Source organism: Pseudochrobactrum albidum, assembly GCF_051851455.1.
Taxonomy (GTDB): Bacteria; Pseudomonadota; Alphaproteobacteria; order Rhizobiales; family Rhizobiaceae; genus Pseudochrobactrum.
Genome location: NZ_JBPVTR010000023.1, coordinates 1 through 21,023 on the forward strand (window position 1 = coordinate 1; position 21,023 = coordinate 21,023).

General features: G+C 49.5%; 21 protein-coding genes. 12 read left to right on the forward strand and 9 right to left on the reverse strand.

Annotated features, from left to right (window positions below):
* Positions 1 to 883: 883 nt before the first annotated feature.
* On the reverse strand, positions 884 to 1,585 hold the full coding sequence (gene tlpA / locus ACSTTO_RS09095) for a thiol:disulfide interchange protein TlpA (protein WP_439273249.1): 702 nt from the start codon (positions 1,583 to 1,585) through the stop codon (positions 884 to 886).
* A gap of 44 nt (positions 1,586 to 1,629) precedes the next feature.
* Here tlpA and argH point away from each other — a divergent pair, with 44 nt between their 5' ends.
* From argH to ACSTTO_RS09110, 3 genes are all read left to right on the forward strand, one after another.
* On the forward strand, positions 1,630 to 3,030 hold the full coding sequence (gene argH, locus ACSTTO_RS09100) for an argininosuccinate lyase (protein WP_439272871.1): 1,401 nt from the start codon (positions 1,630 to 1,632) through the stop codon (positions 3,028 to 3,030).
* Positions 3,031 to 3,199: 169 nt separating this feature from the next.
* Entirely contained in the window at positions 3,200 to 3,382 is a 183-nt protein-coding gene (locus tag ACSTTO_RS09105; protein WP_439272872.1) for a lipoprotein, read from the forward strand.
* A 184-nt stretch (positions 3,383 to 3,566) separates the two neighbouring features.
* Positions 3,567 to 6,095 (forward strand): TIGR02302 family protein, encoded by a 2,529-nt coding sequence (locus ACSTTO_RS09110; RefSeq protein ID WP_439272873.1) that lies wholly within the window; start codon positions 3,567 to 3,569, stop codon positions 6,093 to 6,095.
* 57 nt (positions 6,096 to 6,152) lie between these two features.
* On the opposite strand, the gene hpt is transcribed toward ACSTTO_RS09110, so the two are convergent.
* Positions 6,153 to 6,698 (reverse strand): hypoxanthine phosphoribosyltransferase, encoded by a 546-nt coding sequence (gene hpt, locus ACSTTO_RS09115; RefSeq protein WP_439272874.1) that lies wholly within the window; start codon positions 6,696 to 6,698, stop codon positions 6,153 to 6,155.
* A 302-nt stretch (positions 6,699 to 7,000) separates the two neighbouring features.
* Between hpt and ftsE the strand changes: the two genes are divergently transcribed.
* The 5 genes from ftsE (at position 7,001) to ppa (ending at position 11,179) form a co-directional block, all read left to right on the forward strand.
* On the forward strand, positions 7,001 to 7,660 hold the full coding sequence (gene ftsE, locus ACSTTO_RS09120) for a cell division ATP-binding protein FtsE (RefSeq protein ID WP_439272876.1): 660 nt from the start codon (positions 7,001 to 7,003) through the stop codon (positions 7,658 to 7,660).
* Entirely contained in the window at positions 7,653 to 8,648 is a 996-nt protein-coding gene (locus tag ACSTTO_RS09125; protein WP_439272877.1) for a cell division protein FtsX, read from the forward strand. Before ftsE ends, ACSTTO_RS09125 begins: the two co-directional genes overlap by 8 nt.
* A gap of 165 nt (positions 8,649 to 8,813) precedes the next feature.
* Positions 8,814 to 9,581: a YdcF family protein gene (locus tag ACSTTO_RS09130; RefSeq protein WP_439272878.1), complete on the forward strand. Its 768-nt coding sequence runs from the start codon at positions 8,814 to 8,816 to the stop codon at positions 9,579 to 9,581.
* Between the two features lie 178 nt (positions 9,582 to 9,759).
* Complete coding sequence (locus ACSTTO_RS09135) at positions 9,760 to 10,560, forward strand: lysophospholipid acyltransferase family protein (protein WP_439272879.1); 801 nt, start codon at positions 9,760 to 9,762, stop codon at positions 10,558 to 10,560.
* 85 nt (positions 10,561 to 10,645) lie between these two features.
* Positions 10,646 to 11,179 carry an inorganic diphosphatase gene (ppa, locus tag ACSTTO_RS09140; RefSeq protein WP_439272880.1) on the forward strand — a complete coding sequence of 178 codons (534 nt, stop codon included), beginning with the start codon at positions 10,646 to 10,648 and terminating at the stop codon, positions 11,177 to 11,179.
* A gap of 282 nt (positions 11,180 to 11,461) precedes the next feature.
* Here the strand turns inward: ppa and ACSTTO_RS09145 are convergent, their stop codons facing one another.
* Entirely contained in the window at positions 11,462 to 11,755 is a 294-nt protein-coding gene (locus ACSTTO_RS09145) for a YggT family protein (RefSeq protein ID WP_439272881.1), read from the reverse strand.
* Positions 11,756 to 11,927: 172 nt separating this feature from the next.
* Positions 11,928 to 12,506 carry a gamma-glutamylcyclotransferase gene (locus tag ACSTTO_RS09150; RefSeq protein WP_439272882.1) on the reverse strand — a complete coding sequence of 193 codons (579 nt, stop codon included), beginning with the start codon at positions 12,504 to 12,506 and terminating at the stop codon, positions 11,928 to 11,930.
* Positions 12,507 to 12,764: 258 nt separating this feature from the next.
* Here ACSTTO_RS09150 and ACSTTO_RS09155 point away from each other — a divergent pair, with 258 nt between their 5' ends.
* The gene (locus ACSTTO_RS09155; RefSeq protein WP_439272883.1) at positions 12,765 to 13,775 is read left to right on the forward strand and encodes a DUF2125 domain-containing protein; all 1,011 of its coding nucleotides are present in this window, start codon (positions 12,765 to 12,767) and stop codon (positions 13,773 to 13,775) included.
* Positions 13,776 to 13,857: 82 nt separating this feature from the next.
* On the opposite strand, the gene ACSTTO_RS09160 is transcribed toward ACSTTO_RS09155, so the two are convergent.
* Positions 13,858 to 14,790 carry a prephenate/arogenate dehydrogenase family protein gene (locus ACSTTO_RS09160; RefSeq protein WP_439272884.1) on the reverse strand — a complete coding sequence of 311 codons (933 nt, stop codon included), beginning with the start codon at positions 14,788 to 14,790 and terminating at the stop codon, positions 13,858 to 13,860.
* A gap of 1 nt (position 14,791) precedes the next feature.
* Positions 14,792 to 15,901, reverse strand: a complete 1,110-nt coding sequence (locus ACSTTO_RS09165) for a pyridoxal phosphate-dependent aminotransferase (RefSeq protein ID WP_439273250.1) — start codon at positions 15,899 to 15,901, stop codon at positions 14,792 to 14,794.
* Between the two features lie 223 nt (positions 15,902 to 16,124).
* Here ACSTTO_RS09165 and metX point away from each other — a divergent pair, with 223 nt between their 5' ends.
* Together metX and metW are read left to right on the forward strand one after the other, a co-directional pair.
* The gene (gene metX, locus ACSTTO_RS09170) at positions 16,125 to 17,306 is read left to right on the forward strand and encodes a homoserine O-acetyltransferase MetX (protein ID WP_439272885.1); all 1,182 of its coding nucleotides are present in this window, start codon (positions 16,125 to 16,127) and stop codon (positions 17,304 to 17,306) included.
* Between the two features lie 3 nt (positions 17,307 to 17,309).
* On the forward strand, positions 17,310 to 17,963 hold the full coding sequence (gene metW, locus ACSTTO_RS09175) for a methionine biosynthesis protein MetW (RefSeq protein WP_439272886.1): 654 nt from the start codon (positions 17,310 to 17,312) through the stop codon (positions 17,961 to 17,963).
* A gap of 23 nt (positions 17,964 to 17,986) precedes the next feature.
* On the opposite strand, the gene ACSTTO_RS09180 is transcribed toward metW, so the two are convergent.
* Together ACSTTO_RS09180 and ACSTTO_RS09185 are read right to left on the reverse strand one after the other, a co-directional pair.
* Positions 17,987 to 18,739 carry a methyltransferase domain-containing protein gene (locus ACSTTO_RS09180; protein WP_439273251.1) on the reverse strand — a complete coding sequence of 251 codons (753 nt, stop codon included), beginning with the start codon at positions 18,737 to 18,739 and terminating at the stop codon, positions 17,987 to 17,989.
* A 67-nt stretch (positions 18,740 to 18,806) separates the two neighbouring features.
* A complete protein-coding gene (locus ACSTTO_RS09185) occupies positions 18,807 to 19,070 on the reverse strand; it encodes a hypothetical protein (RefSeq protein ID WP_439273252.1) in 264 nt (87 codons plus the stop codon).
* Positions 19,071 to 19,560: 490 nt separating this feature from the next.
* Between ACSTTO_RS09185 and aqpZ the strand changes: the two genes are divergently transcribed.
* On the forward strand, positions 19,561 to 20,265 hold the full coding sequence (gene aqpZ, locus ACSTTO_RS09190) for an aquaporin Z (protein WP_439272887.1): 705 nt from the start codon (positions 19,561 to 19,563) through the stop codon (positions 20,263 to 20,265).
* Between the two features lie 145 nt (positions 20,266 to 20,410).
* Here the strand turns inward: aqpZ and ACSTTO_RS09195 are convergent, their stop codons facing one another.
* Complete coding sequence (locus tag ACSTTO_RS09195; RefSeq protein ID WP_439272889.1) at positions 20,411 to 20,941, reverse strand: tellurite resistance TerB family protein; 531 nt, start codon at positions 20,939 to 20,941, stop codon at positions 20,411 to 20,413.
* Positions 20,942 to 21,023 lie beyond the last annotated feature (82 nt).

Below are 21,023 nucleotides of genomic sequence, written 5' to 3' on the forward strand. Positions count from 1 at the left end.
GACAGTGGAAAATATGGCTCAATCCGCCGCATCTGCGCCGGCGACAACCAAAACAAATCACTCATAGCAACGCCTCCTGACGTCGCCATTGAATCAACTCACCACTCGTCATGCAACCAATTTAATAGGTCCTGAGCCTAGATAGTTTTACAAAATATAATAGATACAACAAATTTTTAACCTGCAGTATAAATGACAGAGAATTTAAAAATTTAAACTTTTTTTTCGCTCAATAAATATTATCGGATGTGGTTTATCAACACTAACCCCGCCCTCTGCATTTATAGCAACAATTATAACATCTATTTGTTATGTTACAAATTATTACAAAGACAAAGATTCTAAAAATATTGAAAATACCAATGTAGCAATAGAAATTTTTAAAATACCATTATTTATTATTTCCTTGATTATAGTCATCTTAGGAACAATATATGATAAATGTTCGTCTTATTACAAAAATGCGGCTGCTAAAGTCGAAAAACATACCGATTTATTGATAAGCCTGATAGAAGAGCGATTAAAATTAATAAAAGAAATAAGCGAATTGAGAAAAAAATTAACTAAAAACGATAAACTTTACCAAAATTCTCGTGGAAACAATCTGATAAAGAGTTTTTTTGAAAGAATAAAAAGCCTGTCAAATTACAACTCCATAAAACTTCCAAATTTAAAAGATATAAATAAGGATCACTGTAGCCACGATTATCTTAATATACCGTGGCAACTTGCCGGCCAAATTGAAGATATTTGCAATGACTTTGTAAATCACAGCAATGACTTTGTAGATCACGCTGGAAGTTCACACACATTAGAACATAAGCCTTTACGGCGAAGGCGAGGATCCTGGTAATGAAAAAACTTGCCGGAAAACCGGATGCTTTTATTTGCGCAGGCTTTTCGCCTGATCAATCAGCCGCACAGCATCCTGGCCTGCCCAATCCGCAGGGCCATTCATCGCGGCAATCTGGCAACCGGTTTCATCAATCAACAAGGTCACAGGCAGGCCGAATGCCAGATTTTTGCGTTTCAAGGCATTGAAAACACCCATGGTTGCATCACGGTAATAGCTTAAATTCTTCACCCCGATTTCCTGCAGAAAACCTTTGGGTTTTGCATCATCGCCCGTATCAATATTAATGGCGATAACTTCAAAATCATTACTGCCCTGTGCAGCCTGCAATTGATCCAGTGCCGGCATTTCCTCGCGGCAAGGCGCACACCAGCTTGCCCAGAGATTTACCAGCAAGGTCTTGCCCTTTTTATCGCCAAGGCTGATTTTACTGCCATCAGGCGCATTAAACTGCAATCCGGAAAGCAACAAAGGGCTGTCTGCAGGCTGCATGGCAGCCACTGCCCCCGTTGCTGCCTGGCTGAGCGCGGCCAATTGCTCTTTATTCAAAGCGCATTGCCCGCTGCCTGTATTGTCGGAATTGGCTGTTTGTGGCGCAACCACATTGCCAGAAGGCGGTTCCATCACGTATACCGCAACAGCACCGGCCAGAAGTCCGGCGACACCGGCAAACAAAATCATCTTACGACTGATTGCACTTTCCGGTTTTGTCTTCTTATTATCTTCGGCCATAATATCGTTCTTTTTACTCAAAGTTCCGGCTCAGGTATGCGCGCATGACAACAGAAAAATCCAGCAACCAGATGTGGGGCGGCCGCTTCGCCTCAGGCCCCTCTGCCATCATGGAAGAAATTAATGCCTCAATCGGCTATGACCGCAAGCTTTACGCACAGGATATAGCCGGATCGCTGGCGCATGCTGCGATGCTCGCCAAAACCGGCATCATCTCTGCCGACGATCATAAGCAGATCTCCGATGGTCTCAATACCATATTAGCCGAGATCGAAAATGGCAAATTTACTTTCTCGCGCAAGCTTGAAGATATTCATATGAATGTTGAGGCACGCCTTGCCGAACTGATCGGCGCCGCTGCCGGCCGTCTGCACACCGCACGTTCGCGCAATGATCAGGTGGCGCTGGACTTCCGTCTCTGGGTAAAGAATGAACTGGAAAAAACCGCTGCGGCGCTGAAAATCCTGATTGAGGCTTTTCTCACCCGCGCAGAGGAGCATGCTTCCACCGTAATGCCGGGCTTCACCCATTTGCAAACCGCACAGCCGGTCACTTTCGGCCATCATTGCATGGCCTATGTGGAAATGTTCGGCCGCGATCTCTCCCGCGTGCGTGATGCGATTGAACGCATGAATGAAAGCCCGCTCGGTGCTGCCGCCCTTGCCGGCACCGGCTTCCCGATTGACCGCCACATGACAGCAACAGCACTTGGCTTTCGTGAACCGACCCGCAATTCAATCGACAGTGTTTCCGACCGCGATTATGCGCTGGAATTCCTGTCGCTGGCGGCTATTTGCGCCACGCATCTGTCACGTCTGGCTGAAGAAATTGTGATCTGGTCAACCTCGCAATTCAACTTCATCCGCCTGTCTGATTCTTTTTCCACCGGCTCATCCATCATGCCGCAGAAGAAAAACCCCGATGCCGCAGAACTGGTACGTGCCAAATCCGGCCGCATCACCGGCTCGCTTGTCGGCCTGCTCACCGTGATGAAAGGGCTGCCGCTGGCCTATTCCAAAGATATGCAGGAAGACAAGGAAGCGGTGTTTGACGCGGCAGAGACTCTGGAACTGGCATTGGCAGCCATGAGCGGCATGATTGCAGATATGACAATTAATGAAACCGCAATGAAAAAAGCAGCCGGCTCCGGCTATTCCACGGCAACAGATCTTGCCGACTGGCTGGTGCGTGAACTGGGCCTGCCGTTCCGCGAGGCACATCATGTTACAGGCCGCGCCGTGGCTCTGGCAGAATCAAAAAAGCTTGATCTCTCCAAACTGACTTTGGAAGATTTACAATCCATCCATCCGCAGATCAATGATGCGGTTTTCGGTTTTCTCACAGTGGATAAATCCGTAAAAAGCCGCCAGTCTTACGGTGGCACAGCACCGCAGGAAGTGCGCCGTCAGATAAGATATTGGAAAAAACGCCTGATCAAAGCCTGATCATTCAAATCAGGCCGGCGCAACAATGGCTCCGGCCTGTTCATATTTAAAAAAGATGTTTGCAATAGTGCATTTGCGTTACCGTATATTTCAGCTAGAACTGTCAGCGGATATTCCCGCATAATTTATGCGGTGCATCAGGCTCAAACCAGTTTCAGGATATTATTTTATGAATAGCCGCCTGTTCATGACTTCTGTAATCATGCTTGTTGCCATTGGCAGTATTGTATCCGGCTGCGGCCGCCGCGGCGCACTGGAAGCTCCGCCCAATGCTACAGTGCATGATGACTGGCGCAAGCCAGATAAAAAATCCGTCGAAGAAAAGCCATTTATTCTGGATAAGCTTATTTAGAGCATTTCATCGCATTTATAAAAGCTGAAATGCTCCGCAAGTGCAGTTTTTGCTGTTGAGATGGCTCTTGCCCGTTAACTGTGCGGCAAATGTTCCGCCATTTATTTGCGCCTTACCTGACGGGAGCCTTTGCAGATTTTGCATAGAATGCTCCCAGATTTTACCAGTAACAGCCGGGTCTTTTATGCCAGAAGCTGATATCAAAACTGCCCGTCACAAAAACAGCAAGCTCTTGCGCCTGCGTGTCAAAGCGGCATTGATATTATGTTTCGAAAATCTGTGGCCGCTGTTGCTGCCGGTTCTTCTGCTGGCAGCCCTGCTTGCCAGCATGGCCTGGCTCGGGCTGTTTCCGCTCATGCCACGCTGGCTGCATCTTGGCATCAACAGCGCATTTGCATTGGCGCTGTGCTGTGCGCTGTGGCGTTTCCGGCATTTCAGACTGCCGGATAACCACAGCGTTAACAGCCGCATCGAGCGTGAAAACGGCCTGCAGCACAATCCGCTGCAAGTTTCAGATGATAAGATTGCCGGTAACAGCACGGATCCGCTGGCGCAGGCACTATGGCAGGAACACCGCAACCGTATGGCAGCCATAACCGGCAGCTTGCGCGGTTTCCTGCCCCATCCCGATATTCCCCGCCGCGATCCTTACGGCCTGCGTGCGGTTATCATTTTGCTTTTTACCGCAACTGCCGCCTATTCAGTCAGCCCGTCATCGGGAGCAATCAGGGATATCTGGACAATTGCACCGGCCTATACCGGACCCAAAGGACGCATTGATGCATGGATTACCCCGCCGGCCTATACCGGAAAAGCACCTCTCTTCCTGACCTTTGCAACCGGTCAGGAGGTAAAAACCATCAATGTGCCGCAGGGCAGTCTTTTAAATATCCGGATCAATGGCAGCAGCAAGAACCGCCTCACTTTAAAAACAACAGGCCAAAAGGCTGAGACCATCACAGCCGCCCCTACCGGAAATACTGCGGATGACGGCGCATATTATGAACTGCTTCTGGTCAGAAATGCCGAGGCGCAGTTACAGGCCGGCGCATATTATCAGACATGGCAGCTCAATGTCATTCCTGATCAGCCGCCTGTTGTGGAACTGACCGGAAATCCAACCTATGCCCTTAATGGCACGCTGGAACTTCACTATAAAATTGCCGATGATTACGGCATCGCCAAACTGCAGGCCATTCTCACACTTCTGGAAAAGCCTGCCAATGCGGCAGCAGCAAAATCATTGGCAGATGCGCCGAAACTGCGCCTTCCTTTGCCAAAACGCGGGCAAAAAGAAGCTGACGAAATTACCGCGCTGCAGGATCTCACCATGCATCCATGGGCAGGCAGATATGTCGCCCTGCAATTAAAGGTAACCGATGATGCCGGCCAGACAACACAAAGCAAGGAAATTCGCTTTGTGCTGCCGCAACGCCCTTTTATTAACCCTCTGGCACGCGCACTTGTTGAACAGCGCCAGATATTGGCTCTGGACAAAACACAGAAAAACACCGTCTTGCAGATGCTGGATGCGCTGACCATGCATCCGCAAACAACAATTGCCAATGTCAGCCATTTTCTTGGCATGCGTTCTGTGCGTGAACGGTTGAAACTGGCGCGCAATGATGATGATCTGCGCAATATTGTGGATTATATGTGGAATGTAGCGCGCGGTATTGAGGACGGCCGGCTTTCTGATGCGGAAAAAGCCCTGCGCGCAGCACAGGAGGCACTCAATCAGGCGTTGCAGAATAATGCCTCGCCGGATGAGATTGCCCGGCTGACAAAAGAACTGCGTGAAGCCATGAACCGCTATTTACAGGAAATGGCACGCCGTCAGCAGACCAGCCCCGCCCCCAATAGCCGTAATAATGCGAATGTTCGCGTGCTCAGCCAGCGCGATATTGAGCGGATGATGCAGCAGATTGAAGATCTTGCACGCTCCGGCAATCACGCGCAGGCGCAGCAAATGCTGGCACAATTGCAGGAAATGCTCAATAATCTGCAACCCGGGCAAAGAGCAAATCAAGGGCAAGGCCAGGGGCAGGGTCAAGGTCAGGGCAATAATCCACAGCAACAGCTGAACCAGCTTGGCGATTTGATGCGCCGCCAGCAGGAACTGATGAATGAGACCTACAAGCTGGATCAGAAGCTGCAGCAACAGACCGATGATTTTAACTATAATGACGACGGTGATGGCAGCGCACCGCAAAACGGGCAGTCAACACAGGAAACCGAACAGGCGCTGAAAGATCTGGGGCAGCAGCAGCGTGATTTGCAAAATGAGTTGAGCAGGCTCACAGATCAGTTAAAAAAACAGGGGCTTGAAGCCCCGAAAGATATGGAACAGGCACAGAATTTTATGGATCGTGCCGGACGCCTGCTCGGGCACGGGGAAAGCGGCTCTGCAACAGACCGGCAGGCAGAGGCGCTGGATGCCCTGCGCCGCGGTGCCCGTGAAATGATGAAACAAATGCAGCAGGCGCAAGGTCAGGCTGATGGGCAGGGACAGCAAAATGGCGAGGGGCGCGATCCGTTGGGGCGTGAATCCGGTCAGGGCAGCTCTGAAGGCGCCGGCAACCAGTTGCCAAACCAGATTGATATTCAGAAAGCCCGCCGGATTCTTGATGAAATTCGCAAAAAACTTGGCGATGCCTTAAGCCCGCAACAGGAAAAAGACTATCTGGAGCGTCTGTTAAAAAACGAGCCTTAGACCATTTTCCGCAACGCAGCCTGCGCAACTGACACATCTGTGCATTGCAGGCAGAAATTACTCTTCTGCATCCAGAACACGTGCCACATAAGGCAATTGGCGGAACGAATGCGCCACATCCATGCCATAGCCCACCACAAAATAATCCGGACATTCAAAAGCGGTGAAATCGGCATTCAAATCCAGCTTGCGATGGCCTGGCTTGTCCAGAAGCACGGCAATGCTCACACTGCGCGCCCCGCGCGACAGCATCAGTTCACGGACAAAATTAAGAGTCTTTCCGGATTCAAGAATATCATCAATCAGCAAGATATCGCGTCCGGCCACATCACTGTCAATATCGCGCACCAAACGGATATCACCGCCTTTGGTGCCTGATCCATAGCTTGATACGGTAATAAATTCCACATCAGGCTCTATTCCGGCATCATGCATGGCGCGGATCAGATCTGCCGCAAAGATAAACGATCCCTTGAGGATAGAAACCGCCAGCGGGCGCTCCAGATGGCGGGCAGCAATTTGCTGCGCCAATTCACGGTTACGCCTGGCAATCTCTTCGGCGCTGAACAAAATTTCAAGATTTCTGCCACCAATATAAGGCATAAATACATCTCCGCTTCTCATCCGCTCCCAGCCCTCAAAGAATCTGCAACGAAAACGTAGCTGTTACAGTACTCCGTCTTTTCCGGAAAGGGCAGTTTTTCATTATTTGTATCTGCCTGCCCGCAAACTTATATTTTCTGTGGCTGGTATCTCTCCTTCCCGCAATAATCTGCAAAAAAATCCTGTTCTTTTTTCAACCTCAAAATGCCAAACTTATATGCAGGTTAACGCAAGATTAACCACATAGGGCAATGTTCGGCAGACACAGGAAAACCGGCCGGTAACAAGCAGGAAAATAACCAGTGATTCGTTTTGAAAATGTAGGTTTGCGTTACGGTATGGGATCGGAAATCCTGCGGGATGTCTCCTTTCACATACCACCGCGCTCCTTTCAGTTTCTCACCGGGCCTTCAGGAGCCGGTAAAACAACGCTGATGCGCCTTCTTTTCATGGCCTTGAAACCAACACGCGGGCTGATTACCATTTTCGGCAGGGATATTTCCACCATGGAGCGCAGTGAGATTCCGCTGCTGCGCCGCCGTATCGGCATTGTGTTTCAGGATTTCCGCCTGCTTGATCATATGACAACCTATGAAAATGTGGCGCTGCCCTTGCGCGTGCGCGGCAAGGAAGAGGCAACATACCGCCATGAAGTGCAGGAATTATTGCACTGGGTCGGACTTGGTGATCGCATGCATGTACTGCCGCCGGTGCTCTCCGGCGGTGAAAAACAACGTGCCGCCATTGCCCGCTCGCTGATAGATCAGCCGGAAATCCTGCTTGCCGACGAACCGACCGGTAATGTCGATCCGCCGCTGGCGCGCCGCCTGTTGCGGTTATTTGCAGAGCTCAACCGCTCAGGCACAGCCGTTATCATTGCCACCCATGATCTGACTTTGATGGATCAGGTGGATGCGCGCCGTATGATACTTGATCAGGGGAGGCTGGATATTTATGGCTGACCTGCGCGCAACACTTGACCATTATCACGGGATTTTTCTGGAGCTTATCGGCAAGCGCAAGCGTGAACAACGCGGGCCGACGCCAATTGTGCCGCCTGTCAGCGTTGCCGGCACCACGCTGATCACCGTTATCGCCATTATGACCTTTCTTGCCTGTCTCACCATTGGCGGCGTCAGCCTTGTGCGCGCCTCTGCGGCGCAGTGGCAAAGCCAGATTTCCCGCGAGGCGACAATCCAGATCCGCCCTGTGGACGGGCAGGATATGGAAGCCGCCCTTGCGCAGGCTGAAAAGATTGCCCGCGGCTTTGCCGGCGTGAACAGCACACATATTATTGACCGCGCAGCCACCGCCCGCCTGCTGGAACCATGGCTTGGCACCGGACTGGATATTGATGAACTGCCCGTGCCCCGCCTTGTGGTTGTGACTATTGATGAGAAAAATCCGCCGGATTTTGCAGCATTACGCGCTCAATTGCAGCAAAATATTCCTGGTGCCAGTTTTGATGATCACCGCACATGGGTTGATCGTCTGGTCTCCATGGCACATACAACGGTGCTGATCGGCATGGGGGTGCTGTTTCTGATGCTCTCGGCAACGGTTCTCACGGTTATTTTCGCCACACGCGGTGCAATGTCCGGAAACAGCCATATTATTGAAGTGCTGCATTTTATCGGCGCGGAAGCCCGTTTTGTCGCCCGTGAATTTGAATGGCATTTCTTCCGCACAGCGCTCAAGGGCGCCTGTTTCGGCGGTGCGGCTGCTCTTCTGGTCTTTTTGCTTGTCTCCTGGTGGACAAGCCGTAATCTTGCCACACCTGAAGGCGATCAGGCAGCAGCATTATTCGGTGATTTTGCAATCGGCAAAGATGGCTATATCGGTATCGGCATCACAATCATTACCGTTAGTATTCTGACCATGCTTACCAGCCGGCTGACAGTTATCCGCCAGTTAAAAACCATGGACAGTATCAGCGGCAGTCAGGACTAAACAAAAATAAGATTGAGGGTGAAACAACAAGCTCCGTTTTGCACTGAACGAAAGCTTATACTAATATACATAAACTCTCAAATCGGAATGACATCCGATAAAGCGATGACAAATCAACCTGAATGTACAATTTTATAAATCTGTACTGAAACCTGAACAGGCCAAATGGCAATGCATGTGCAAGACAATGCTTCTGATCCTGCTAAAAACCAGCGGCAGGACAATGCACAACCGGCAAAGCATGCCAGTGCGCAGGCTTGTGAAACTGCGCGCGCAGAGGGTTTTATCCGCCATTGGCTGAAACGTCTGCGCCGCCGCATTCCGCCTGTTGCGGTTGCCCTTTTTGCACTGATTATTGCCCTTGGTGTCGGCTTTATCATTTTCAGCGAACATATCAGCAATATGCAAAAACCGGCTGCTACTGAAAAAGCCGATGCGATTATTGTGCTCACCGGCGGCAAATCCCGTATTGAGATGGCTGTAGAATTGCTGGCTGCAAGACGCGGTGAACGTTTGCTGATCAGTGGCGTGCATCCTTCCACCAAACGCGAGGCACTGCAACGCATCACCGGCACGGATCCTGTATTATTTAACTGTTGTGTTGATCTTGACCGCTCTGCCCTCAACACAATCGGCAATGCGGTTGAGAGCGCCAAATGGATCCGTGCACATCAATATAAACGTATCTTCATTGTCACCAATAATTATCATATGCCGCGCAGTATTCTTGAACTGTCGCGTCAGGTCTCTGATGTGGAGCTGATCCCCTATCCGGTGATTAATACAGATCTGAAAAACAAGAACTGGATTCGCCAGAGCGATACGCTGCGTGTGCTTTTGACCGAATATATCAAATATATCGGTGCGCTCGCCCATATCAATCTCGATCATATTACACAAAAATGGCACGATTTTTTTCCGGATCTGTCTTGAAAAACAGGATAAACAATAATCTTTTGGCTTTGCGCACCTTCTCTGATCACCGGACGTTTACAACTTTACCCGTGACCTGAATTGATAAGCGTTTAAAATTCTTCTATTTGAGAAATCATTCCGGTTTTAACCGCAAATATTCAATCCGTATCGTGCTTTTAAAAGGCTGACACCTATTATGCTCACAGTCATCCGGTCAGTGCTGTTCAATCTGGCTTTCTATATCAGCCTGATCATCCAGATGATCCTGTTTTTACCCCTCACATTATCATTGCCACGCAAGAAGGCATGGATTGTGCCCAAATTCTGGGCGCGCACCAATCTTTTTCTGCAAAAACATATTGCCGGCACGGATTTTATTGTTGAGGGCGCTGAGAATCTGCCCGAAGGCGCTTATATCTGCGCGCCCAAACATCAGTCTTTCTGGGATGTTTATGCCTTCCTGTCCTATACGCCGGATCCTGTCTATATTCTCAAGCGCGATCTTATGCGTATTCCGCTCTTTGGCTGGTATCTGAAGAAAATGCAGATGATTCCTGTTGACCGCGGCACCGGTATCAAGGCTTTAAACTCAATCTCGGGCGGCACCAGACAGGCGATTGCGGATGAACGCCAGATCATGATCTATCCGGAGGGCACACGCCGCGCGCCGGGGGCAGCACCGGCTTATAAATATGGTGTTGTACATCTTTACATGAATCTCGGCCTGCCTGTTGTACCCATTGCCCATAATGCCGGTCTTTATTGGCCGCGCCGGAAATTCATGCGCTATCCCGGCACTATCCGCTGCCGCATTCTGCCACCAATCCAGCCCGGCCTTGAAAAGGAAGCTTTCCTGAAAAAGCTTATTGAGGTGACCGAAACAGCCTGTGATGAATTGCTGCTGCAGGCTGCAGAAGACAAGAACCCGCCGCCAATGCCGCCCACAGCCAGACAACGCCTTGCCGAACTGCGTGAAGCTGAAAAATCTCCCGCATGACAATAAGCCGCTTTATCTGAAATTGCGTTTTTGTTGCGCAGGTTTGTGAAAACCGTTATCAGACGCCAAATGAAAGGACACGCCCATGAATATTGATGCTATTTCCATCGGCTCCAACCCTCCTGAAGATGTCAATGTAATCATTGAAGTACCGGTTGGCGGACATCCGATTAAATATGAGATGGACAAAGAGGCCGGCGCGCTGATGGTAGACCGCTTCCTCTATACACCAATGACCTATCCAGGCAATTACGGCTTTGTTCCGCATACCTTGTCTGAAGATGGTGACCCGATTGACGTTCTCGTTTGCAATACCCGTCCGCTTATTCCGGGCTGCGTGATCAATGTCCGCCCTATCGGCGTGCTGATTATGGAAGACAATGCCGGCAAGGATGAGAAAATCATTGCGGTTCCGTCTCCGAAGCTGACGCGCCGTTATGAAAAAGTTCATAATTACACAGATCTTCCCGAAATCACGCTGCAGCAAATCGCACATTTCTTTGAACATTACAAAGATCTGGAACCTGGCAAATGGGTCAAGGTCGGCGACTGGGGTGATGAAGATTACGCCCGCAAATTCATCGTTGAAGCGATTGAGCGCGCTAAAAACGCCAAATAATCCGCAAACCTTGAATAATCCCCCAAGCCTTGAATAATCATTAAGGCTGCGGCCAGTCTCCCAAGTGGTTTTGCAGTCTTGTTATAAAAGGTTTTTTTAAATACGCTTTTTGACCTCTCAAAACATTTACGGCCAAAAGCATGAGACGGTTTTGCGCGCCAATAAAGCGATAAAACCAATAGTGAGAACGGTTCCGGTGATTCTGTTTTAACCGGAACCGCTCTTAAACCGGATCAATATCCGGTTTAAGATATACAGCGCATGCCGGGCTTTATTGCCATTTTACCCGAGCAATAAAGGCGCCAAAGTCGTCCATATAAATTGACGAATAAAGAAAATAATCAGCAGAAGAATAACCGGCGAAATATCGATACCGCCAAAATCCGGTAAGATCCGGCGGATCGGCCGCAAAGCAGGCTCTGTTACTTTATACAAGAACTCACCAATAGAGGCCACAAAACTATTGCGGGAATTGACCACATTAAAAGCATAAAGCCAGGAGAATACTGCACTGGCAATAATAATCCAGGTATAAATATCCAGCGCCAGATCAACGGTACGCAAAATTGCGAGCATATATGTCTCCTCATCAACCGGATGTCCGCTGTTCCGGCAGCATCAATGCACACCGGCAAACAGGATGAGTCTCATTTAAACAGCAGCATGACCATTCACAAGATCAAAGCGCGGAAAAAACACGATTTTACGCCAGCACGTTATAAGATTTGTGCAGATAGAATCAATATGGCTATTGGCCAAGCAATCGCACAATAGTATCGAGACGTTCATCACGTATATTCATCGCCTGCAAATGATGCACGGTATTGATCACATAATCACGATTTGCGCCGGCCTGCCCGCAGGCAAGGCCAACCATTCTGGCCTTTGCCTGTTCACTTAAAAAACCCGCATATTGCTCATGTGCCGGATCAGCCACATAGACCAGCGCCTCAACCTGACGGCCGTCAATGAGCTCCACAGTAAGATATTTCTCAATATAAACGCCGGTCACCTGCTCGCGCTCACGCAAATAATCCAGCACCGGCTCTTTATACATACCGGCAACACGAAAAGCCTGCCCGTGGCAAAAACCGCCGCGATCAAGCCCCAGCACCAGACCGGGCTTCTCCGGCGTGCCACGGTAAATATGAGAATAGATGCACAAGGATCTTTTATAACCGCGCAGCAAGGCCGGCAGGCTTTCCTCGCTTTCAAAGCCGGGACGCCACATCAGCGATCCATAGCCAAATACCCATAAATCCGCCTGCGCATCTGCCAGCCTTTGCTGTGGGGCAGTATTTCCGAAGCTGTGGTTAACTGTAGTCATGTGTTTGCTTTTGCTTATGATGTGAAATTCGTATAGTGCATTATCCGGTTAAATATACAGATTACCGATGATATGCAGAATAACCAAACAGCAGCATATTTTTTTCACTCTCAGACTGAGAAAAAACATGCTTTGATTTTGCTGTTTTTCAGAAACTATATGCTATGAAAATTATTTTACATTCATCGGAATGCGTAAAATAAACGCTTTGGTCTGAAATTTCATCTGCAAATGCTTTGTCAATCAAGAGGCCTGTTCATGACGGCAAAACCACACCGCTCTTCACAAAATGCAAAACGCATGCAGAAGGGCATATTCATCTTTCTGATTATTGTGGTTTTATACACGACTGGCTGGTTTTATCTCGCCTCCCTTGCCAAAGATCGCGTACGTAATGAACTGGCACAACAGGGCGATACTATCACATGCCAGAACTTATCTGCCCGCGGCTATCCGTTTTCCCTCTATATCAGCTGTCAGGGCATAACTTACAGCGCGCCGCAACATCTGATTAATTTTGCAGCCAATACGCTGGATATCGGTACATCCATATTCTCACCACACAGAGTGCAAGCCCGTCTGACCAGCCCTGCCACACTGGCCGCAGGCAATTCAGGTGCGCTCAAGGCTGAATGGAAGCAGCTTCACACCTCTGCCCGCATAAACGGCCACTCTGCCCGCAATATCAGCCTGAAAGCTGAAGACCTGCATATTCAGGAAATAATCAGCGGTGATGACACTCGCATGGCTTCCGGTATTGATCTTGCCGGCCTGCAATTTGACCTCAATGCTATTGAAGAACCATTGCAGATAAAAACCACATTCGACAAATTGCGCCTGACAGGCAACACGCCCCTCACCGCCATTCCTGAACTGGATGGCCTGATTGATATCAGCTCGCCGTTCAGCCTTGCCTCTTTCAGCAAAGATAATGATCAGGACAGCCGTTTGCGCGGTAAATCCATACAGCTTAACCAGTTGCTGCTGCTTCTGCCAACAGGTGCCAATATCAGCATCAGCGGCCCGTTATCGGTTGATGAACAGGGGCTGGCCAATGCAGACTTAAAAATCCGCCTCACCAATCCGGCTGCCATTGGTGCGGTTTTGCAGGCTGCCTTTCCTGATCAGGGAAAAAATATCAATACAGCGGTTTTTGCCCTCGCTTCCATGCCCAAGGATGAAGCCGGAGCAACCATCGTGCCCGTCATTATCAAAAACGGTAAAATCAGTGCAGGCTTTATCCCTTTGGGGCGCCTGCCACGTCTTTAAAGCCTTTGCGAGCCAAAATGGCAAAACGGTTTTGGCTCGCACATATAACCGGTCAAAATTGCGACCTGCCTGCAACTTCGCTTTATTTAACTTGCTTGCTTGCAGCTTCGCGGCCGAAATTCGGCACATCCACTTCCTGACCAGCCTCAATAATACCACGGCGAATTGCACGCGTACGGGTAAACAAATCAAATAACGCATCCCCGTCACTCCAGCGGATTGCCCGCTGAAGCGAAGCCAGATCTTCTGAAAAACGCCCCAGCATTTCCAGAATAGCATCCTTGTTATGCAGGCACACATCACGCCACATAGTCGGATCAGAAGCCGCCAAACGGGTAAAATCACGAAAACCGGAAGCAGAATATTTGATGACTTCCGATTCCGTCACCTTTTCCAGATCATTGGCCGTACCAACAATATTATAGGCGATAATATGTGGCAGATGCGAAACAATAGCCAGCACCAGATCATGATGTTGCGGATCCATCTGGTCTGTTTTGGAGCCACAGGCCTCCCAGAAGGCGTTAAGCTTTGCCAAAGCGCCGGCATCAGTGCCGGCAAGAGGCGTTAAAATACACCAGCGGTTGATAAACAAATCAGCAAAGCCCGCATCAGGGCCAGAATATTCGGTACCGGCAATCGGATGGCCAGGAATAAAATGCACATGATCCGGCAATTCCGGCTGCATTTGTGCAATAACCGATGCTTTGGTGGAACCCACATCCGTCACGATCGCACCGGCTTTAAGATTGCCTGCAATCTGGCGCGCAACAAGACCCGATGAGCCAACCGGAACCGACACAATCACCAGATCCGCATCGCGCACCGCTTCAGCATTATCGGTAGTATAGCTGTCCCCAAGCCCCAGTTCCCGTGCACGTTCAAGCGTCTTTGCACTGCGTGTGGCAATTGCAATATGATCTGCCAGTTTTTCACGGCGGATCACACGGGCCAGCGACGAGCCAATCAGGCCGATACCGATCAGCGCGACTTTTTTAAAATGATTATCTGACATGTTACGACTTCAAAAATTCCGTTAGGGCGGCAACCACACCGCGATTGGCTTCTTCCGAACCGACGCTCATCCGCAAAGCTTCAGGAAAGCCATAGGATGTTACCCGGCGCAAAATATAACCTCTGGCCTGCAAATATTCGTCTGCTTTTGCGGCAGATTTATTCTGTGTATCCGGAAAATGCACCAGAAGAAAATTGGTCACAGACGGTGTCACTTTCAGCCCAAGTCTGGTGAATTCTTCCGTCAGCCAGGCAACCCATTGCGCATTAAATTCACAGGCAACGCGCACATGATCACGATCGCGGATAGCTGCACTCCCTGCAGCAATTGCCGCACTGTTCATATTAAACGGCCCGCGTATACGGTTTACCGCATCTGTCACATGCAAAGGCGCATACATCCAGCCAATGCGCAGCGCAGGCAAGCCGTAAATTTTCGAGAAAGTGCGGGTCATCACCACATTTTCATTATTGGAAACCAGCGCCACACCGGCATCATAATCATTTTTTCGCACATATTCTGCATAGGCTGCATCCAGCACCAAAAGCACGTTTTTAGGCAGGCCGGCATGCAGGCGCTTTACCTCATCAAAAGGCAGATAAGTGCCGGTTGGATTGCCCGGATTGGTAATAAAAACAATTCTGGTTTTTTCTGTTACTGCGGCAAGCACCGCATCCACATCAATCACCGTGTCATTTTCTTTCACAATCACCGGTTTTGCACCGGCAGCAAGTGTCTGGATTTTATAGACCAGAAAACCATGATCCGTTAAAATTGCCTCATCCCCCGGTGCCAGATAAGTCTGGCACAACAGGCCGAGCAATTCATCAGAACCATTGCCGCACAAAATATTTTCAATATTCAGCCCTTGCGTTTCAGCAATAGCCTGACGCAGCGCCCTGACATCACCATCAGGATAGATGCTCAAATGATGACCGGTTGCACGATAAGCTTCAACAGCATGCGGGCTTGCACCCAGCGGGCTTTCATTTGCAGACAACTTATATACTTTGCTGACACCGGCAACACTGGCCTTGCCAGGTACATAAGCGGCAATATCCATAACACCTGCTTTAGGTGTCGGGCGTTGAGCTTTCGCGAAATCGTTCATCATGATGATCCAATATTCAAGAGCCTGTCTTTATGTTGAGAAAAACTGTCTTTGAAATCAGCCTTCCGGAATATCCGGCCGGTCTGATCCGGACAGAGACTCCCAAAAAACACTGAATAACCAAAGCGGCATAAACCGCATTGCACAACAAGTCGAGAGAAACCTTGACTTTAAACCCCTATAGCCCCTAGCTACTATAAAAATTCAGAAACATATATAGTTTATGACAACATCATCCGACACTGACTTCCTCACCGACAGCCGTATTCAGGAAGCTGTTAATCCCAGCAGTCCTGTGCTGCATTTTGGTGCGGATAAACCATTGCAACTAGATAGCGGTTCGGTTCTGAGCCCGTTTCAGATTGCCTATCAGGCTTATGGCACGCTCAATCATGACAAAAGCAATGCCATACTCATCTGCCATGCCCTCACCGGCGATCAGCATGTTGCCAATACCAATCCGATTACCGGTAAAGACGGCTGGTGGTCAACGCTGGTGGGCCCCGGCAAACCGATTGATACAGACCGCTTTTTTGTACTCTGTTCCAATGTGATCGGCAGTTGCATGGGGTCAACAGGGCCAGCCTCCATCAATCCGGTAAGCGGCAAACCCTATGCGCTTGATCTGCCAATTATCACAATCGCTGATATGGTACGCGCACAGGCCATGCTTGTTGAGCATTTCGGGATTGAAAAATTGCTGGCCGTTGTCGGCGGTTCGGTTGGCGGCATGCAGGTGCTGCAATGGGCATCAAGCTATCCGGACAAGGTATTTTCCGCGGTTGTATTAGCAAGCGGCGCACGTTTATCGGCGCAGAATATCGCCTTTAACGAAGTTGGCCGCCAGGCTGTAATGGCCGATCCCAATTGGCTGAATGGCCAATATCTCACCCGCTCCGATAAAGTGCCGCGCAAGGGGTTATCAGTTGCGCGTATGGCCGCCCATATCACCTATCTGTCAGAAGCCGCATTGCACCGTAAATTCGGCCGCAATCTGCAGGATCGCGCCAATATTACTTTTGGTTTTGAAGCCGATTTTCAGATTGAGAGCTATCTGCGCTATCAGGGCAACAGCTTTGTTGACCGTTTTGATGCCAATTCCTATCTCTATCTTACCCGCGCCATGGATTATTTCGATATGGCCGCAGAACATGACGGCTTGCTGGCATCCGCATTTGCCGGCACAAAAACCCGCTTTTTTGTCGCCTCTTTCTCCAGCGACTGGCTGTTTCCAACTTCTGAAAGCCGGCTGGTTGTTCATGCGCTTAATGCAGCCGGAGCCTCGGTTTCCTTTGTCGAGATTGAAACAGATCGCGGCCATGATGCGTTCCTGCTGGATGAGCCGGTTTTGTCTTCAACAATCGATGGCTTTATCCGTTCAGCGGCACGGGCAAGAGGTCTTTAATCAATGAATGACACCAAACCCGCTTTTTCTTCTCATGAGCAAACCAAGCTGCATATTCATAATCGTGTCGATTTTGACATAATCGCCTCGCTGGTGCGTCCCGGAACACGGGTGCTTGATGTGGGATGCAGTGATGGTGAATTGCTGCAATTGCTGCGCGATACCCGCAATGTGGATGGCCGCGGTGTGGAATTATCGCAAGGCGGCGTCAACCAGTGCCTGATGCGCGGCCTGTCGGTTATTCAGGGCGATGCCGATCGCGATCTGGTCTATTATCCGGATTCAAGTTTTGATTATGTGGTGCTGTCGCAAACATTGCAGGCCACACAAAACCCGAAAAAAGTTTTAAGTGAATTGCTGCGTATTGGCGAACGCGCCATCGTTTCCATTCCCAATTTCGGCTATTGGCGGGTGCGTGGCTCCCTGCTGTTTCACGGGCGTATGCCAGTGACCAAAGAACTGCCTTTCAGCTGGTATGACACACCGAATATCCATTTCTGCACCATTCGCGATTTTGTGGATATGACAAAGGAAATCGGAGCAACCGTTGAAGATGCGGTGGCACTCAACCGCAATGGCGAGCGCATGTCCTTCAATCTGCCATGGGGGTTCTGGAATCTGCTTGGTCAGCAGGCGGTTTTTCTGCTCAAACGCTGAAATAAACAGGTCTTCCCGGCCACTCACAAAAAGCCGGTATCCTCCTTGTGGCGTGCCGTTCCCTGCGGTGTTAATACCGGCACGAAAACCCGCCGCGATGCACGTTTGAGCACCGGCAGCCCCTGATACAGGCGTTTATACGCCTCCCCGATCACCACCCCGCCAAAAAGCGGCCACATACGGTTGCCAAGACTTTCCATCAATCCGGCTGATTGCTGCAACCAGCGCCAGCGTGTGGGCGGCACATGCAAGGCATTTACAATTCTGCCCGGCGTAAAATTTGCCTCGCGAAAGGCCTGCAAAAGCTGCCCGCGGCTAAACGGCCGGCCACTGCCAAAAGGCGTGTGTTCCATACGCGCCCAAACACCGCGCCTGTTCGGTGCCACGACAATCAATTGCCCGTTCGGCGATAAAACACGCCACATTTCTTTAAGTGTTTCAGAGCTGCTTTCTGAAAATTCCAGCGCATGAACCAGCAAAATACGGTCAACCGAACTATCCGGTAACGGCAGTTCTTCATCATAGACCAAGGCCGTGCTCAATGCCTCATCACAAGGCCAGCCTGTCGCCCCCTGCCGCGCGGGCATGAATGCAAATGTGCGCTCAGCCCGCGGAGCATAATGATCAAGATAAGGCAGGGTATAGCCAATACCAACCAGCCGCTCTTGCGGCATTGGCAACCAAAGCGGATCCAGAGCCGCAGATATAGAGGAGACTGCCAGCCTGCCAAGTACGGTTGAATAAAATGACTGCAGCTCAATAATATCCAGATGCATCATTTATCCTGAACAGGTCTTGCCCTGCATGAAGCACACCACCAAACCAGCCTTGCAAAGAACCCGATTATTCCCAACAGCCAAGATTTTTGCCCTTGAGATTATGGGAATCGATTTCCATAATCAGCGCCGGATCCTGACGCATCAAAGCATAATAAGAACGTTGCTTAAGATTGATTTTCTGCCAACCGGCACATTCCTTGGGCAATTCGACTTTTTCAATCGTTACTTTTTCAGTCCAGGCTGCTGCTGTTCCTGTGCAGCCGGCTATCACAGCCAGCAATGGTAAAGACAGAAATCTGCAATGCAGGAACTTACGATTCTTAATCATATCCATCAATGCCGACACCCCGAAAACCTTAAAGCAAAGCCAGATATTATGACCGCGCTATGACCTGTTTATAAAGACAAGGCTACAATAGTTTAAAACATAGCAACAGCCTGAAAATTGGTTACAATTGTAAACCTGCCTGTTTCACACATAAATCACAAATTCACCTGCCAGAAAAAAGCAACAAACCGCTGCTTTTCTGTTACATCAGCAAAACAGGTTTTCCCCACGAATAATACCCGTTTTTCACGTCGGGAAAAACGTCTGTTTTCGCAGGCGGAATAAAAAACACGCGCTTTTCCTGAAAATAAAAACCCTGTCCATTGTGCGCTAATTGTAATTCCAAACAGAATATTTCTTTTTAAGACAAATATTTACATAAATTGTGTTCAAAAAAAGACTATCAAATCTTATAAAATATGCCCATAGTCATGATGCAGTATACCCCTCACTCAGACTTTCATTTTATTTAAGAATTCAGGAGCATAACATGAAAGACACTCCTTCCACATTAAATAAATTATCAGCAGAATGTTTTGGAACATTCTGGCTGGTATTTGGCGGTTGCGGCAGTGCTGTTCTCGCAGCAGCCTATCCTGAACTGGGCATCGGCTTTGCCGGTGTTGCGCTTGCTTTTGGTCTGACAGTGCTGACCATGGCTTATGCGGTTGGCGGAATTTCCGGCGGGCATTTCAACCCTGCTGTTACACTGGGTCTCACCCTTGGCGGCCGCTTTGAAGCCAAAAACCTGATCCCTTACTGGATTGCACAACTTATCGGAGGTATTGTTGCTGCGGCCGTGCTGTATTTTATCGCCAGCGGTAAGGCAGATTTCAGTGCCGGCGGCTTTGCCTCCAATGGCTATGGTGAGTTATCTCCCGGCAAATACAGCCTTGGCGCGGCATTGGTGATTGAAATTGTGCTGACGGCCTTTTTCCTTATCATCATTCTCGGCTCCACCTCATCAAGCGCACCGGCAGGTTTTGGCCCGCTTGCCATTGGTCTGGGGCTTACCCTTATCCACCTGATCTCCATCCCGGTCACCAACACATCCGTCAACCCTGCCCGCTCCACCGCAGCAGCCCTGTTTGCTGATACTGCTGCCCTCAGCCAATTGTGGCTGTTCTGGGTTGCTCCGTTGATTGGTGCAGCTCTTGGCGCAATCATCTGGAAAGGCCTGATCGGCAAGGACTAAAAATCCGCATAAATAACTAAAGGCCGTCAAAGACGGCCTTTAGCCGATTTGCAAATTTGCAAACCGAACCATATCAGTTTTTTCACTTAATCAATGCACCCGACAAATGCTCAGGCCTGCCGCAGCTGTTCTGCCCTGTTAAAAGCTACTCTGCCTTGCCGCATTTGATATTCTGCTTTGCAACAGCCTGCGAAAGCGGCACGGCCTCACAATTTTGTACACGCGCGGCAACCCGCAATTTAAGCCCGATACGTTGCTGCTGCTCCACACCAATCAGCTCTGCAATACGCCACATAATATTATCTTCAATCTCGCCGACTTCACCATCGGCATAGACCATTTCCCACATCAGCTCGATAAAGCGCAAACGGGCCGGCATATCAAGATGCCGCTTCAAAACACTGGTAAAACGATAAAGATCAATTGATTCCTGATCTGCAATTTCTGCAGCCTTAATCAGTGCCTGCAGGGCTTCTCCCTGCAGATCATAGGCCTGCGACAGCAATTCAGACAAGCGCGCCCGTTCTTTTTCATGCTGTTCACCGTCAGCCTCAATAATATGAAACATCAAGGCTGCCGCAGCAAGACGCGGATCTTCGTCAGAAAATGCCTGTTTTTTCCTGACTGATTCCAGCCCCGGCAATTCTTTGAAAAAACTGAAAAGACGCTCAAACATATATGCTCCAGTGCTTTTTACAGCTTTTGACAGGCTATCATAATCAACCTGTATTTATCGGCAGGGCACAATTCATAATCCG